At 67.0% G+C, this 14,348-nt stretch carries 12 protein-coding genes; 3 read left to right on the forward strand and 9 right to left on the reverse strand.

Annotated elements, in window-relative coordinates:
* The 5 genes from AC07NN_RS01845 to fdxA all read right to left on the reverse strand — a co-directional run bounded on the left by AC07NN_RS01845 (window position 1) and on the right by fdxA (window position 6,344).
* Window positions 1-1,293, reverse strand: a complete 1,293-nt coding sequence (locus AC07NN_RS01845) for a DUF5690 family protein (protein ID WP_494637442.1) — start codon at window positions 1,291-1,293, stop codon at window positions 1-3.
* Window positions 1,294-1,361: 68 nt separating this feature from the next.
* On the reverse strand, window positions 1,362-3,539 hold the full coding sequence (locus tag AC07NN_RS01850) for an ATP-binding protein (protein WP_494637443.1): 2,178 nt from the start codon (window positions 3,537-3,539) through the stop codon (window positions 1,362-1,364).
* A gap of 136 nt (window positions 3,540-3,675) precedes the next feature.
* Window positions 3,676-4,956: a hypothetical protein gene (locus AC07NN_RS01855; protein ID WP_494637444.1), complete on the reverse strand. Its 1,281-nt coding sequence runs from the start codon at window positions 4,954-4,956 to the stop codon at window positions 3,676-3,678.
* Between the two features lie 189 nt (window positions 4,957-5,145).
* A complete protein-coding gene (locus AC07NN_RS01860; RefSeq protein ID WP_494637445.1) occupies window positions 5,146-5,649 on the reverse strand; it encodes a CarD family transcriptional regulator in 504 nt (167 codons plus the stop codon).
* A 353-nt stretch (window positions 5,650-6,002) separates the two neighbouring features.
* On the reverse strand, window positions 6,003-6,344 hold the full coding sequence (fdxA, locus tag AC07NN_RS01865) for a ferredoxin FdxA (protein ID WP_494637446.1): 342 nt from the start codon (window positions 6,342-6,344) through the stop codon (window positions 6,003-6,005).
* A 264-nt stretch (window positions 6,345-6,608) separates the two neighbouring features.
* Between fdxA and AC07NN_RS01870 the strand changes: the two genes are divergently transcribed.
* Complete coding sequence (locus tag AC07NN_RS01870; RefSeq protein ID WP_494637447.1) at window positions 6,609-8,693, forward strand: putative bifunctional diguanylate cyclase/phosphodiesterase; 2,085 nt, start codon at window positions 6,609-6,611, stop codon at window positions 8,691-8,693.
* Here the strand turns inward: AC07NN_RS01870 and AC07NN_RS01875 are convergent.
* The 3 genes from AC07NN_RS01875 to AC07NN_RS01885 are packed head-to-tail and all read right to left on the reverse strand — an operon-like array spanning window position 8,690 to window position 12,381.
* Window positions 8,690-9,487, reverse strand: a complete 798-nt coding sequence (locus tag AC07NN_RS01875) for a hypothetical protein (protein WP_494637448.1) — start codon at window positions 9,485-9,487, stop codon at window positions 8,690-8,692. The two genes, AC07NN_RS01870 and AC07NN_RS01875, sit on opposite strands and share 4 nt — an antisense overlap.
* Before the next feature lie 51 nt (window positions 9,488-9,538).
* The gene (locus AC07NN_RS01880) at window positions 9,539-9,832 is read right to left on the reverse strand and encodes an RNA-binding S4 domain-containing protein (RefSeq protein ID WP_494637449.1); all 294 of its coding nucleotides are present in this window, start codon (window positions 9,830-9,832) and stop codon (window positions 9,539-9,541) included.
* Window positions 9,829-12,381 carry a helicase-related protein gene (locus tag AC07NN_RS01885; protein WP_494637450.1) on the reverse strand — a complete coding sequence of 851 codons (2,553 nt, stop codon included), beginning with the start codon at window positions 12,379-12,381 and terminating at the stop codon, window positions 9,829-9,831. The genes AC07NN_RS01880 and AC07NN_RS01885 overlap by 4 nt, the downstream gene beginning before the upstream one ends.
* 169 nt (window positions 12,382-12,550) lie before the next feature.
* Between AC07NN_RS01885 and arr the strand changes: the two genes are divergently transcribed.
* On the forward strand, window positions 12,551-12,946 hold the full coding sequence (arr, locus tag AC07NN_RS01890; RefSeq protein ID WP_494637451.1) for an NAD(+)--rifampin ADP-ribosyltransferase: 396 nt from the start codon (window positions 12,551-12,553) through the stop codon (window positions 12,944-12,946).
* 59 nt (window positions 12,947-13,005) lie between these two features.
* On the opposite strand, the gene AC07NN_RS01895 is transcribed toward arr, so the two are convergent.
* Entirely contained in the window at window positions 13,006-13,509 is a 504-nt protein-coding gene (locus AC07NN_RS01895) for a hypothetical protein (RefSeq protein WP_494637452.1), read from the reverse strand.
* Between the two features lie 69 nt (window positions 13,510-13,578).
* Here AC07NN_RS01895 and AC07NN_RS01900 point away from each other — a divergent pair, with 69 nt between their 5' ends.
* Window positions 13,579-14,319 (forward strand): hypothetical protein, encoded by a 741-nt coding sequence (locus tag AC07NN_RS01900; RefSeq protein WP_494637453.1) that lies wholly within the window; start codon window positions 13,579-13,581, stop codon window positions 14,317-14,319.
* Window positions 14,320-14,348 lie beyond the last annotated feature (29 nt).

The raw sequence follows: 14,348 nt of genomic DNA on the forward strand, positions 1-14,348 counted from the left end.
TCAGAGCGTCCTCAGGAACCGGTTGGCGAAGAACAGGCCGACCAGGCCCAGGCCGCAGGCGATATAGGCCCCGCCGGCCAGGAACTGGCCCCACTCGATGTCGAGCTTGGCGAACGATTTCACCAGCAAGAGCGAGATGCTGCCGATATAGCCGAACGAGTCGGCGACATAGATCAGAAAGCCCGCCGTCCCGATCTTGCCGGTCGCGGCGATCATCCGGTCGAACAGCATGGCGTTGAACGGCGTGTAGCCCATGTAGAGCCCGGCCCCGGCCAGGATCATCCACCAGACCGGCGGCAGCGCGTGCAGCTGGTAGGCCAGGGTCGAGCCGCCCAGCAGGACAAAGCCCAGGGCCACGAAGCCGATGTTGAAGGCCACCGCACGGCGGTTGTCCTTGACCCCCATCAGGGCGGCCAGGCCGACCAGCACGATGGCCGCGACCGGCAGCTCGGACAGGGTGAAGATCGAGGCGGCGTTCTTGAAGCCCAGCTCGGCCCAGATCTCGGCCGAGAAGTTGTCGCGGAAGTCGCGCAGCGCGGTGAGGATCACATAGACCGCGATCAGCAGGATCAGGGCCGGGGCGTGGGCGGCGAACAGGGCCGCGCGATCCTTGGCGTTCATCGGCGCGCGCTTGACCCGCTCGGCCTCGTCGGCGGCGTTGGGCGGCGGCAACTGGGCCAGGGCGACGACCGCGATCAGCATCAGCGGGGCGAAGATCAGGCCGGAAAGGGCGGGCATCCAGCGCTCGTCGACATTCGACAGCAGCAGCATCTTGCCGACCGACTTGGCCACGCCCGACGACAGGATGAAGCTGGCGCACAGCATGGCGCCCAGCACCTCGGTCAGGCGGCGCCCTTCCAGGAAGCCGAACACCAGGCCCCAGATCATGCCCAGGCACAGGCCGTTCAGGTACATGGCCATCGGCCCGATGACCGTCGGCAAGGTGCCGAACAGCAGCAGCGACATCTCCGCGCCGAAGATCAGCGTCAGGATGGTCATGGCCCGCCGGCTGGCCTGCATCTCGGAGATCACCTTGACCCCGATGAACTTGGCCGTCGCGTAGCCGGCGACCTGGGCGATCACCAGGGCGATCTTGAAGTCAAAGGCGAAGGGCCAGCCTTCCGGATGGGCGAAAGCCGCCGCCGTGAACGGCTTGCGATAGCCGAACATCGCGAAATAGACGGCGAACGACGAGAGACCGCCGTAGAGGGCGAACAGCCAGGGCGGGGCCGAGCTCAGGAAGCGGGTGACGGCGCCCCCTGAAGCGCCCTTAGGCGCGGTCGCATCGGTCATGCTGCTTGGTCCCCTCGTTGGTCCTCAGCTAGCCCGCTTCGTCCGAGAAGGGCAATCGGAACCGAGGGTCAGGCCGCCGCCGACCCGCCGATGATCACGCTCCACAGCCGCTCGCGGTCGATCGGCTTGGCCAGGTGAGCATCGGCGCCGGCGGCCAGGGCGGCCAACTGGTGCTCCGGGCCGATATTGGCGGTGAGCATGACGATCGGCGTGCGACCGTTGCCGCGCCGGGCCTCGATGTCGCGCAGCCGGCGGGTGGCGGCCAGGCCGTCCACGCGCGGCATCTGCATGTCCATTAGCACGAGGTCGAAGTGGTCGCCCTCGAAGGCGTCGATGCCCTCCTGGCCGTCGCAGGCCATGACCAGCTGGACGCCCAGCGGGGCCAGCAGCAGTTCGACGACGGCGCGATTGACCTCGTGGTCCTCGACCAGCAGCACGCGGGCCGGGCGCTCGGTGGGCTCGTTGGCCGGCACGGGCGGCGCGTCGGCGGCCACGCGCAGCGGCACACTGAAGCGGAAGCAGCTGCCGGCGCCGCGCCGTGAGCGCGCCTCCAGCTTGCCGCCCAGCAGCTCGACGATCGCCTTGCAGATCGGCAGGCCCAGGCCGCTGCCGCCATGACGGCGCGACATCGAGCCGTCGGCCTGGGTGAAGGGCTCCAGCAGGCGCGGCAGCTGGGTCTCGTCGAACCCGACCCCGGTGTCGCGCACCTCGACCGTCAGGCGGCGGGTGGCCGGCGCGTCGGTCGGGATGGTGGCGATGGAGACGATGACCTCGCCCTTGTCGGTGAATTTGACCGCGTTGGCGGTGAGATTGGCCACCACCTGCGACAGCCGTCCTGGATCGCCCTCGAACAGCCCGTCCGTCTGGGCGTTGAGATCGAGGCGCAGGGTTAGGCCCTTCTCGGCGGCGCGCAGTCGCAGTGGCGCGACGGCCTCCTCGATCACGTCGGTCAGGTCGAACGAGGACAGCTCCACCCGCAGGTCGCCGGCATCGATGCGGGCGACGTCCAGGATGTCCGACATAAGGCGTTCGACATCGGCGCCCGAGGCGCGGATCAGGTCGACCATCCGGCGCTGGTCGGGGCTGAGCGACGTGCCTGAGAGGGCGCTGGTCCCACCGATCACCCCGTTCAGGGGCGTGCGGATCTCGTGGCTGATATTGGCCAGGAACTCGGACTTGGCGCGGGCGGCGGCGGCGGCCTCCTCCTCCAGCAGGGCGCGCTCGGCCTGGCTCTCGCGGAAGGCCAGCACCGTCTCGGCGATGCGGCCGAACTCGTTGCGCTGGTCTAGGTGGGGAACCTCGACCGAGAGGTCGCCGCCGATCAGGCGTGACATGGCCACGATCAGGTCGTTGACCCGGCCGTTGATGCCGCGATGGATGGTGACGGTCAGGGCCAGGGCGCCGGCGACCGAAACCGCGACCAGCGCCAGGCTGAGGGCGAAGCGGATGGTCAGCAGGTCCAGCTCCTGCTTGACCGAGGCGCGCAGCTGGCCGGCGCTGGTCGCCCAGGCGTCGCTGGCGGCGGCGCGCAGGCGGGTCTGATCGGGCTGTCCGCCGGCGGCCACGGCGTCCCGCTGGGCCATGACGGCCGTCCGCGCCAGGGCCATCTGCGCGCGGCGGGCCTTCAATTGCTCGGTGACGGCGGAGTCCGGGTGATGGCGCGCGGCCTTGGTGAGGGCCAGGTCCAGGATCTCGGACTGGGTGTTCAGGCGCTCGAACGCGGCGACGATGCGCTCGCGGCGGCCGGCCAGGGGCGCGGGCAGGGTGGCGGCCTGGTCCAGGCGGTGGATGGATACCCACAGGGCCGGCAGACCGACGGTGGAGGCGTCGCCCAGGTAGAAGCGGGCCAAGTCGCGGTCCAGGGTCAGGTTCGAGGCGTCGGCGATCGCCCCGATCAGGGCCGCGCCCGCCTCGGCGCGGTTGTCGGGTTGGGCGACGGCGAAGGCCTGAAGCTCTTCCTCGACGCCGAGGTTCTTGGCCGGCGCCTTCAGGGCGTCGAGATCGGGGCGCGGGGCGGCGGGCAGCGTCTGGCCGGCGACGATCGGCCAGGCCTGTTCCAGCAGCGTCGCCCCACGCACCTCGCGCTCGGTGAAAGTGATGTCACGCAGGGCGTAGGCCGTCATGGTCGACAGCAGGATGATGATCGGCGCCAGGAACAGGACGGTCAGCAGGCTCAAGCGCTGAGCCAGCGAGGTCGCCCCATCTAGACGCTTCAGAGGGCCGGACTCCACGAGGTCTCCGCGCACGATCCGGGCCGTCCTCGACGCCTCCCCCGGAGGGCGCCCGTACGGTCGCGAACGACCATATGACGGCGGTTTCCAGATCGCGACAAGCGGCGTCTGGTTGCGCGCCGCTCCACATCGGGCGGGCTCGCCCGCGGCGTCAGAAATTGGCGTACTCGGCCTTGCCGTATACGGCGACCAGGTCGATCGCGAAGGCCGCGCCGTCGGCGAGGTCGGTCAGAAAGGCGTCGTTGGCCTTGGCGTACATGCCGACATCGGCCTTGACCGCCTCGGCCAGCAGCCAGCCCACCATGGCGGCCTTGGTTCCCTGTCCGTTGGCCCCGTCGCCGCCATAGGCCGCGAAGTAGTCGGTGCGAGTGTCGATCAGGGCGTGGATCTTGGCGTCGGTGGGCGTGATCCCGAAGATCGTCTTGTAGGCCTCGCGCGTCGCGTCGAAGAGCGTCAGGGCGGCGTATTTCGCGTCGAACTGCGCCTTGCCCTCGCCCAGCTTGCCGAGGTTGACCGCGAAGTTGATGTAGCGGTTCTCGAGGTTGAAGCTCTGGTAGTAGGCGCTGTTGAGATTGTTGGGGTTGGGCCCGGTCGGCGAGACCAGGTAGTCGACGCCGCCCTGCCCCGGGATCTTGCCGGTGAAGAACTGGTAGGCCAGCGTCGCCACCGAGGTCGAAGCGCCGGCTTCCTTGATCAGCTGGAGGATGGCTTCGGCGTTGGTCTTCAGGCCGTTGGCGACCAGGGTCGAGATCTCGCTGGCCGAACCCGTCCGCAGCAGGTTGGTCGCGTAGCTGTTCACCGTGGTGTCGGTGGTCTCCAGATTGACCAGCCTGTTGGAGAACTGGATGCGCTCCATCTCCGTCAGCGTGTCGTTCCCGAACGCGCCGGTCTTGTCGGTGACGGTCCAGCCCTTGGCGGTCCGGGTCAGGGTGAAGTTCTCGGCCGCGGCGCCATAGGCGGCGGTGTCGACGCCCGCGCCGCCGATCAGGCTGTCGTTGCCGGAATTGCCGATCAGGGTGTCGTCGCCGCCGAAGCCCGACAGCGTGTCGTTGCCCGCGCCGCCGGCCAGGTAGTCCGCGAAGGCCGAGCCCGAGATCTGGTCGTCGCCCGAGAGGATGTAGAAGACGCCGTTGGTCGTGTCGTTGTTCTTGACGAAGGTCATGAACTGGGCCGCCGAGGCCGAGGCCCCCTCGACCATCGCCACGAGAGAGCCGCTCTCATAGGCGCGATAGCCGGTGATCGTGCCGCCGGTCGGCTCGCCGAAGGCGTTGTAGGTGAAGCCGGTCCCGTAGAACTCGTCGCGGTCGCCGCCGCCGTAGTTGATCACCAGGCTGGTCGAGGTGCGCGTCGTGGCGGTCCCGGCCAGCAGCCCCGACAGGTCCAGCAGGCGGAAATCGAGCGGAAAGGCGCTCCCGGCGGTGACGACGGCCATGATCGGTGGTCCCTTCTCGGCGGCCACGCGCGGCGAGGCCTTGGCCGTCAGGACACCACAAAGGCCGGCGCGGAGCAGTTAGACCGGATGGTGGACTTGCGGTTCGCGCCGCCGCCTGCCGAGCGCCCAAACAAAAACGCCCTCCGCTGGGCGGAGGGCGTCTTCGTAGTCCAGCTCTGGAAGAACCGCTTAGGCGGCCTTGACCAGCGACTTGGTCAGGATGCCGATGGCGGCTTCGCGGTCGATGCGCTCGATGGCGGCGACTTCGCGGGCCATGCGGTCCAGGGCCGATTCATACAGCTGGCGTTCAGAATAGGACTGTTCCGGCTGGTTCTCGGCGCGGTGCAGGTCGCGAACGACCTCGGCGATCGAGATGAGATCGCCCGAGTTGATCTTGGCTTCGTATTCCTGGGCGCGACGCGACCACATGGTGCGCTTCACGCGAGCGCGGCCCTTCAGGGTCGTCAGGGCTTGCGAAACCGTGCCGCCTTCGGCCAGCGGACGCAGGCCGGCCGTCTTGGCCTTCTTGGTCGGGACGCGCAGCGTCATCTTTTCGTGGTCGAAGGTGATGACGTAGACTTCGAGCGACATACCGGCCACTTCCTGGGTCTCGACCGCCTGAATGGTGCCCACGCCGTGCGCGGGATAAACGACGTGATCGCCGACCGAGAATTCCAGACCGCTCTTGCTCATGTTCGTCCTCTTCAATACGGACCTGCCAGGTCCGAACGCCGTGTTCCGTTCCAAATCAAAAACGACGGCTTCGCGCTCCGCGAATGGTGGTTGCGCGGCGCCAAGCCAGTCAGGATTTGGAATAGATCTCTAAGACACCCTTCGCCTTCGATCGGGCGAGCCGGTTGAGATTGGCTTCTCGAACCGGCTTCTTTGACAAGACGGACCGTCGCGATTAGCCGCAACCGTCACGTCGGCAGCGACAATAGCATAAAATTCAGCCCTATGAAAGGGTTGCGTCCCAGCAGGCGGGAACGCGCCGCCAAGCTTTCGCATTGCGGCGCCGGTTCAAGCTTGAGAATTCGGGGCTGGGGTTAGGAACCCGTGCCCGGCTTTTCGCTGAAGTACTTCTCGTACTTGCCCGTCTCGCGCTCGAATTCCTCGCGGTCGGCGGGCGGTTCGCCCTTGACCGTGATGTTCGGCCAGACCTTGGCGTAGTCGGCGTTGATCTTCAGCCACTTGCCGTCGGCTTCGTCCTCGGTGTCCGGCTTGATGGCGTCCACCGGGCACTCCGGTTCGCAGACGCCGCAGTCGATGCATTCGTCGGGATTGATGACGAGGAAGTTCTCGCCTTCGTAGAAGCAATCGACCGGGCACACCTCCACGCAGTCCATGAACTTGCAGCGGACGCAGGCGTCGGTGACGATGTAGGTCATCGAAAACTCTAATGGTCGGACGGGTGTCGGCGGGGCGCGTTTTCGAAGCCCAGGGGCCGCTTGTCAATGCGGCTTACTGGCCTGGACGCCCAGGAATTCTCAAGACGCGGCCAGGACGCGTCTCCTTCTGAACACCTTAGCACGTCCTGAGACGCCCCGCCGCGCGACAACGCGCCGTCTCGACGCAAACCATTTCTTATTGAACGAACATGATTATGCCGCTCGGGAAACGCCCAATAAAAACAAAGTCGGAAACCCGACACGATGAAGATTGAAGCCTTGGCTATCCAGCCGACCATGGAAGCCGACAGCGGAACACGCGCCCTAGCCAGGGCGCGTGCGCGCGCGTTCGGCGAGTTCGTGCGCGAGATTCCGTTCGCCGCCGCCTTGCTGGATCGCGACCTGACCCTGGTCGCCGTCAGCCGCGAATGGAGCGATCAGGGCATCGCCGGCGGCCTGTCGATCGGCGACGACGCCGCGGCCGGCGGCATCGTGGCGTCCGAGGACATCGCCTCGCTGTTCGCCTGCGCCGAGGAAGGCATCGCCTTTTCGCGCTATCTGCCGACCATCGACCCGCATGGCGTCCAGCACGTCTGGCGCACCGAGTTCAGCGCCTGCCGCGAGGTCGACGAGACCTACGCCGTCATGGTCACGGCCCGCGACGTCACGGGCTATGCTGAGAGCGTCCTGCGCGCCGAGCGCGACAAGCAGCGCCTGACCATGGCGCTGGAGCTGGATGAGCTGCTGGTCCGCGAATACGACCTGCGCACCAAGGAAGTCTATTTCTCCGGCGTCGACTCCGAACTGCGCAAATACTGCGAGTTCGACAAGGATCCGCTGGAGATCGTCCATCCCGAGGACCGCCAGCGCTGCGCCGACGCCGTGGCCAGCCGCAAGCTGGGCGAGGCGCGGGTGTTCGAGTTCCGCCTCAATCGCGACGACGACGTCGAGACCTGGGTCCGCTCGGTCGGCAAGGTCTTTATCGGCGCGGATGGCCAGCCCGAGAAGCTGGTCAACCTGTTCAAGGACATCACCGACCGCCGCCGTCATACCGAGGCGATCGAGACCCTGGCCTTCCGCGATCCGCTGACCGGCCTGCCCAACCGCGCCCTGTTCCAGCATCGCTTCCAGGAAGCGGTGACGGCGTCGGAGACGCTGGGCGAGATGTTCGGCCTGATCATGATCGACGTCGATCACTTCAAGGACATCAACGACACCCTCGGCCACGACGCCGGCGACGCCCTGCTCAAGCGCCTGGCGGGCATGCTGCAGCACGCCTTCCGCGCCGGCGATACGGTCGCGCGCCTGGGCGGTGACGAGTTCGCGGTGATCCTGCGCGGCCTGCACGGCGAGGCTGACATGCTGCGGCCGATCAAGACGCTGCAGGACCTGCTGCGCCGCCCGATCGAGCACGGCGGCCGCAGCTTCACGGCCAGCGCCAGCATCGGCGCGGCCCTGCACGGCGATCCGGACGCCGATCCGGCCCACATGATCAAGAACGCCGACATCGCCCTCTATCGGGCGAAGGAAGCGGGCCGCAACCGCAGCATCGTGTTCGAGCCGTCGATGCGGTCCGAGGTCGAGCAGCGGATCGAGCTGCTGCGCGACGTGCGCGCGGCGCTGACCGAGAACGAGTTCACGCTGTTCTATCAGCCGGTCGTCGACATCCGCGAAGGCAAGGTGGCCGGCTTCGAGGGGCTGATGCGCTGGGCGCACCCCGAGCAGGGCATCCTGACCCCGGCACGGTTCATGGCCGCCTTCGAGGATCAGGACCTCTCGCTGAAGCTGGGCGACGTCGCCTTCGAGTCGGCGTTGCGCCAGATGCGCCAGTGGCTGGACGACGGCGTCGAGTTCGGCCGCGTGGCGGTCAATATCAGCTCGGCCCAGTTCCGCAGCGGCCGGCTGGCCGAGGAGATCCAGGAGCGCCTGGCCCGCTGGAACGTGCCGTGCGAGCGCCTGACCATCGAGGTCACCGAGAACGTCTATATGGGCTGGGGCTCGGACCTGGTCAGCGACACCGTCCGCCAGCTGCACGACGCCGGGGTGATGATCGCGCTCGACGACTTCGGCACCGGCTACGCCAGTCTCGCCAATCTGCGCCAGTTCCCGATCGACCGCCTGAAGATCGACAAGTCCTTCGTCCAGAACACCGAGGACGAGGCCATCGTGAAGGCCGTCATCACCCTGGGCACCTCCATGGGCATGAAGGTCGTCGCCGAAGGGGTCGAGGACGCCGCCCAGCTGAAGGCGCTGGAGCACTATGGCTGCGACCAGGTCCAGGGCTACCACTTCGGCCGGCCGATGCCGGCCAGCGAGGTGGCGGGGTTCCTGAAGGGGTTCCGGGCCTAGTTCTTGAGCTGGACCGGCGCGATGCGCGGGCCCGAGACCGACCAGACCTGGTCCTTGCCGGTCACCACGTAGAACGGCTGCCGATAGAGCAGGCTGAGGAAGACGTGCGTCTCGATCGGCGTCGGCGAGACGATGTGGCTGGCCACGAGGCCCGCCGGCTGCGCGCCTGGCGGCAATTGCGGTGGCTGCAGCACCAGGCAGCTCGCCGACAGGGCGTCGCGGCGCTCCACGGTCTTGCCGTCGGCGCTGATCGTGAAGCGGAAATGGCCGCCGACCGGGATCGCCCCGGCCGCCGGGCTGGGCGCCAGCATCCAGACCAGCCAGCCGTCGCCGTCCGGGTCCTTGACGATGGCGCTGTTGTAGCCGGCGCGGCATAGCTTGGGCGGCAGGTTGGCCGTCGCCGTCTGGCGGGCGGCGAACATGGTCCGCTCCTCGGCCGTCAGGGCGCGGTCGGAGGGCTCGACCACGGCGCCGGCGCCCTTGCTGGTGACCTCGACGTCATAGCCGGCTTCCAGGCCCGCGCCCGTATCGCGCAGGAAGCGAACCTTGGCGATCTTGCCGTCGTCCTCGACCAGCCAGCCCTTCACGCCGGCGGCGGCCAGGTCCGGAACCTTGGCGCGCAGGGCATCGGTGGCGCGCCAGGCGGCGATGTCCTGACGATAGAGCGCCAGGCCCAGCTTCTGCAGGTCGGGAAGTTCGAACGCTCGGATGGGCGGCGGAGGCTCGGCCGCGTGGACAGGGGAGGCCAGAAGCAAGGCCAGGCCCGCCAAGCCAAGCAATAGACGCGACGCCATCAACCCCTCCGCACGAAACTCCACCCAAGGTAGCGGATCGCAGGGCGGCGTCTAGCCCTCGACGGCCTCGTAAAGGCCGCGCGCCTCGGTGGCCGGGCCGCGCCGTTCGCCGCAGTCCAGCACCCGGATCGAGATCAGCCGCCCGGCCAGGCCGAACACCAGCAGGTCCCCCGGCTTCACGGTGCGTGAGGGCTTGTCGAGGCGGCTCTCGGCGCCGGAGCGGGTCACGCGGATGCGGCCCTCGTCGACGAACTTGGCCGCCAGGGAGCGGGTCTTGAAGAACCGCGCCCGCCACAGCCAGATATCGGAGCGGACGGCGTCGTTGATCGCGTCGTCGTGGGTCATGACGCGGCTTTCTTCGGCGTCGCGGCCGGCTTGCGGCGGCGCGGCTTCTTCCGCCGGGGCGGCGGCTCGGTCAGCTTGGCCAGGGCCGCGAACGGCGAGTCCGGCCGGGCCTCGACCGGCTTCTGCTCCAGCTTGGCCGCTCCGCGCCGCTTCCAGACGATGGGCTGGTTCGGCCGGGCTCGGATCGCCGGCGTGTAGTCCAGGGCGCGCAGCACGGCGGCGGCCTGCTTGTCGGTCCAGCCCAGCTCGGTCAGCGCGGCCTCGGTCAGCACCACGCCGCCCAGCTTCTGTTCGGCGCGCAGCAGGGTGTCCAGCTTCTCCAGCGCCTCGACCGGGATACTGAAGCCGGCCACGGCGCGCAGCCCGCTGGCGGCCAGTTCGCGGGCGCTGGGTTCGGGTTTGGGCAGGGGCTCCAGCGTCGTCAGCGCCCCGCGCCAGCCGGACGGGTTCAAGGCGCGGGCGCAGGCGATGGCCTCGGCCCGCAGGACGCCCGGGCTGTAGAGGCTGAACGCCCCGATCCGCACGCCCAGGCCCTTGAGCGTCCGGCGTTCGCCCTGGCTCAAGGCCTTCAGCTCCGGATCGACCGGACGCTTGTCCAGCACGCCACCGGCCTCCAGCAGGCGGTGGGCGACGCCGCGCGGCAGGCCGCGAAGCTCGCCGCCGCCGAGCGCCCGTTCCAGCTTGCGCAGCGGCGCCAGCTGCTTGTCGACCTGGGCGGCCAGGAAGGCGTCGAGCCGCCGCTCGGCTCGCTCGCGGGCGGCGGCGGGACCCAGCTCGCCCAGCAGGCGGGCGCGGGGTGAGAGTAGGGGCAAATCGCGACGCACGGCCCCCGCCACCTCGCCGCGCCACAGGATCGCGCCGTCGGGCGTCAAGGCGAAGGCGTCGTCGGCCTCGCTGGCCAACAGGCCCAGGCGGCGAGCGATCTCGGGCCCGACCGCGCGCTGGGCGGCGTTGCGCAGGGCCTTCTCCTCCAGCGGCGAGTTGGCCTTGGCCGGGGTGAAGGCCACGCCCGCCAGGTGGCCGACCACATGGCCCTCGACGGTGACCTCGCCGTCCTGGCCGACCCCGGCATAGAGCGTCTCGCGCTCGCCCAACTGCTTCATCAACACGCTGGTGCGGCGGTCGATGAACCGGGCCATCAGCTTCTCGTGCAGGGTGTCGCTGATCCGATCCTCGAGCTGGCGGGTCAGGCCCTGCCAGTGGGCGGGGTTGGCCACCCAGTCCGGGCGGTTGGCGATGTAGCTGAGCGTGCGCACGCCCGACAGCCGCGCGGCCAGGCTGTCGATCTCGCCGTCCACGCGGTCCAGCGCCTTGTACTGGCTGTTGATCCAGTCCTCGGGCAGGCGCTTGCGGCCGGTGGTCAGGTCGTCGAACAGGGTGCGCGCCATGCGCTGGTGGTCGTCGTCGGTGGTCTTGCGGAAGTCCGGCGTCTGGCAGACGTCCCACAGCCGCAGCAGGGCCGAGCGGTCGGTCTTGCAGCGCTTGATGACGTCCTCGTCCTTGGCCAGGGCGCGCAGGGTTCGCTCGTCCAGGGCCTCCTGCGACAGCGACAGGCTCTTGCGTCCCGGCGTCTCGTTCAGCGAGCGCAGCAGGCCGGGCAGCGAGCCGAAGTCCAGTCGCGCGTTGCGCCACTCGGCCTGGGTGATCGGCTCGAAGGTGTGGCTCTCGACGGCCTCGACCAGGTCCTCGTCGATCTCCTCGCAGTCGCTGGTCACCCCGAAGGTGCCGTCGCGGGTGTAGCGGCCCGCCCGGCCGGCGATCTGGCCGACCTCCTGCGGATAGAGCCAGCGCGTGCGCTTGCCGTCGAACTTGCGCAGGCCAGCGAAGGCCACGTGGTCGACGTCCATGTTCAGGCCCATGCCGATGGCGTCGGTGGCGACCAGGAAGTCGACCTCGCCGGACTGGTAAAGCGCGACCTGGGCGTTGCGGGTGCGGGGGCTCAAGGAGCCCATCACGACCGCCGCCCCGCCGCGCTGGCGCCGGATCAGCTCGGCGATGGCGTAGACCGCGTCGGTCGAGAAGGCGACGATCGCCGTCCGCCGGGGCAGGCGGGTCAGCTTCTTGGAGCCGGCATAGGAGAGGTTGGAAAACCGCTCGCGCCCGACGATCTCGGCGTCCGGCAGCAGGCGGCGCACCAGCGGCGCCATGGTCGCCGAGCCCAGGAACATGGTCTCGAACTTGCCGCGCGCATGCAGCAGGCGGTGGGTGAAGATGTGGCCGCGCTCGGGATCGGCGCACAGCTGGATCTCGTCGACGGCCAGGAACTCGACCTCGCGGCCCAGCGGCATGGCCTCGACCGTGCAGACGAAATAGGCGGCGCGGGCCGGGACGATCTTCTCTTCGCCGGTGATCAGGGCCACCGAGGCCTTGCCGCGCAGCTTGACCACCCGGTCATAGATCTCGCGCGCCAGCAGGCGCAGCGGCAGGCCGATCATGCCCGAGGCGTGACCCAGCATCCGTTCGACGGCGAGGTGGGTCTTGCCGGTGTTGGTGGGCCCCAGGACGGCGGTCAGCTTCGAAGGGGCCAGGCCGGTCGAACGGTCACTCATGACCTAAAGGTGGGGCGGGAATCGTGGGGAGGCAAGCTTTGGAGCGCCTCGCCTGAAGGGGATTTGGGGGTGAAAAACTCAAGATCAAGAATTGGCGGCCGACGAAATATGCGCAGGTTGTAGCGCCCTTGGAGGGACCACCGGTCCCGCAGCGAGAGGGCCGTCACCGATGACCGACATCTTCTATCATGGGACCAAGGCCGACCTGGCGACCGGCGACCTGATCGGCGCGGGCTTCAATTCCAACTACGGCAAGCGCAAGGCCGCGCTGTTCGTCTATTTCGCCGCCACCTTGGAGGCCGCGACCTGGGGCGCGGAACTGGCCCAGGGCGAAGGGCGCGAGCGCATCTACATCGTCGAGCCGACGGGGCCGTTCGAGGACGACCCGAACCTCACCGACAAGAAGTTCCCGGGCAATCCGACCAGGTCCTACCGCACGCGGGAGCCGCTACGGATCGTCGGCGAGGTCGAGGCCTGGACGCGGCATACCCCGGAGCAACTGAAGACCATGCGCGACCGGCTCGCGGAGCTTGACCGTCAGGGCGTGGAGGCGATCGAGGACTGAGGTGCTCAATGCTGGGTCGCATAGCGCGGCCTAGTGCTTTTGGTCGTACGGATTGGCTGTCAGAAAAGGCGCTCAATGGCGTTCGAGCATGTGCGGGTGACCCAGCGGCCTGAAACCTTCCTCACTTTGCAGATGTAAGTCGGAAATCGTTGGGCGCTGGCGACGCCAGGAAGATGCTCGCGGACGCCCAGGCTCGCCCCGACTGCAATAAGAGCCTCTTTCCCGCCGCGCGCCAGGAGCGGCCGGTAAAAGGTCAAATACACGCCGCTGTCCGGATCGCGGGATCGCTTGATTTTGCAGTTGGGCGATCGCCACGAGCCCTTACGAGACGGCGAAGCCAAACTGCGCGGGAAGCCAATTTCGCTATTCCAGTAGCTATTGTCACGAAGTTCATCGACCTCTGGAAAATACTCAGCGGAGAACTCGATGCTGGATCGGCCGACATCGTACATCACCCGGCGCCTGCTCAATTCCAGCGCCGCGCTTTTCAAAATCGCGCAAGCTTGGCGGGCGGAAACCGGCATTTCCGTCGAGTACGCGGGCATCATTTCCATTGACGGCATGACAACCTCAGATTTATCGTAATGGCGTAGCTATCCAGAGTTTATTTGGATTTAGCCCTGAGGCCAAGCATGCCTGACGATAATGTCATTGCTCCGATCATCATCACCTTGCCAGCCGGGATCGATGTATCCTACGCGACGACGATCGACTTTCTCACATGGAAAGCAAGTATATATAATAATTTACCGGAACAACTAAAGCAATATCCCCTATACTTTGGCCCATATTCAACGGCCATTGAGAGTACGGTTACTGAAAATCCCACAAAGCCGTGGATCATCCCTAATCTGATAGCCGCGTTTGGGAACAAGCTCTCTGCGTTTGCGGCGGCGCTGGACGCGATTCCTTCAACCCAAATGATAGATGTTGGCGGTGGAATTAGCATTCCGGCTGGAGATATTAAGCGGACTCTTCAGAATTTTCAGAAAATAGTTATAGTTGATAATGGCGGAATGCCGGCTGGATATGGCGGCAGAAACTATGGAGATACACTTTACATTACAATTGGTACGCTTAATGGGTACCTTGCATACGATCAGAATGGCATAAATTTCTTGATGCTTCACGAAATAGCGCACAACACTATTTCGAATTTTCAGGGCGCGCAGCAACTCTATGATGCTCACCTAAAGAGCGGCGGCACGGCTTCTACCTATAATAATAGCTCGTCGTATTTTCGACAGGCGGAGGCGAGAACTAATTTTGTGGCAACAAAGATTGCCGATGGCACTGGAATCGGAATTCCGCAAATATCTACAGGCCTGGGCGATTTGTCGGTCTTTCCGCCCTACGGAACCTCTCCGTTCTAGCGCCCTGCAATGTCACTTCTGCCGGCTCA

The organism is Caulobacter sp. GW821-FHT09H08 (assembly GCF_059415885.1).

Excerpts from the sequence above, each read along its gene's own strand:
- arr (WP_494637451.1), top strand. The coding sequence starts at position 12,551 with ATGACCGACATCTTCTATCATGGGACCAAGGCCGACCTGGCGACCGGC.
- AC07NN_RS01860 (WP_494637445.1), bottom strand. The coding sequence starts at position 5,649 with ATGAGCAAGAGCGGTCTGGAATTCTCGGTCGGCGATCACGTCGTTTAT.
- AC07NN_RS01880 (WP_494637449.1), bottom strand. The coding sequence starts at position 9,832 with ATGACCCACGACGACGCGATCAACGACGCCGTCCGCTCCGATATCTGG.
- AC07NN_RS01875 (WP_494637448.1), bottom strand. The coding sequence starts at position 9,487 with ATGGCGTCGCGTCTATTGCTTGGCTTGGCGGGCCTGGCCTTGCTTCTG.
- AC07NN_RS01855 (WP_494637444.1), bottom strand. The coding sequence starts at position 4,956 with ATGGCCGTCGTCACCGCCGGGAGCGCCTTTCCGCTCGATTTCCGCCTG.
- AC07NN_RS01895 (WP_494637452.1), bottom strand. The coding sequence starts at position 13,509 with ATGCCGTCAATGGAAATGATGCCCGCGTACTCGACGGAAATGCCGGTT.
- AC07NN_RS01870 (WP_494637447.1), top strand. The coding sequence starts at position 6,609 with ATGAAGATTGAAGCCTTGGCTATCCAGCCGACCATGGAAGCCGACAGC.
- fdxA (WP_494637446.1), bottom strand. The coding sequence starts at position 6,344 with ATGACCTACATCGTCACCGACGCCTGCGTCCGCTGCAAGTTCATGGAC.
- AC07NN_RS01845 (WP_494637442.1), bottom strand. The coding sequence starts at position 1,293 with ATGACCGATGCGACCGCGCCTAAGGGCGCTTCAGGGGGCGCCGTCACC.
- AC07NN_RS01900 (WP_494637453.1), top strand. The coding sequence starts at position 13,579 with ATGCCTGACGATAATGTCATTGCTCCGATCATCATCACCTTGCCAGCC.
- AC07NN_RS01885 (WP_494637450.1), bottom strand. The coding sequence starts at position 12,381 with ATGAGTGACCGTTCGACCGGCCTGGCCCCTTCGAAGCTGACCGCCGTC.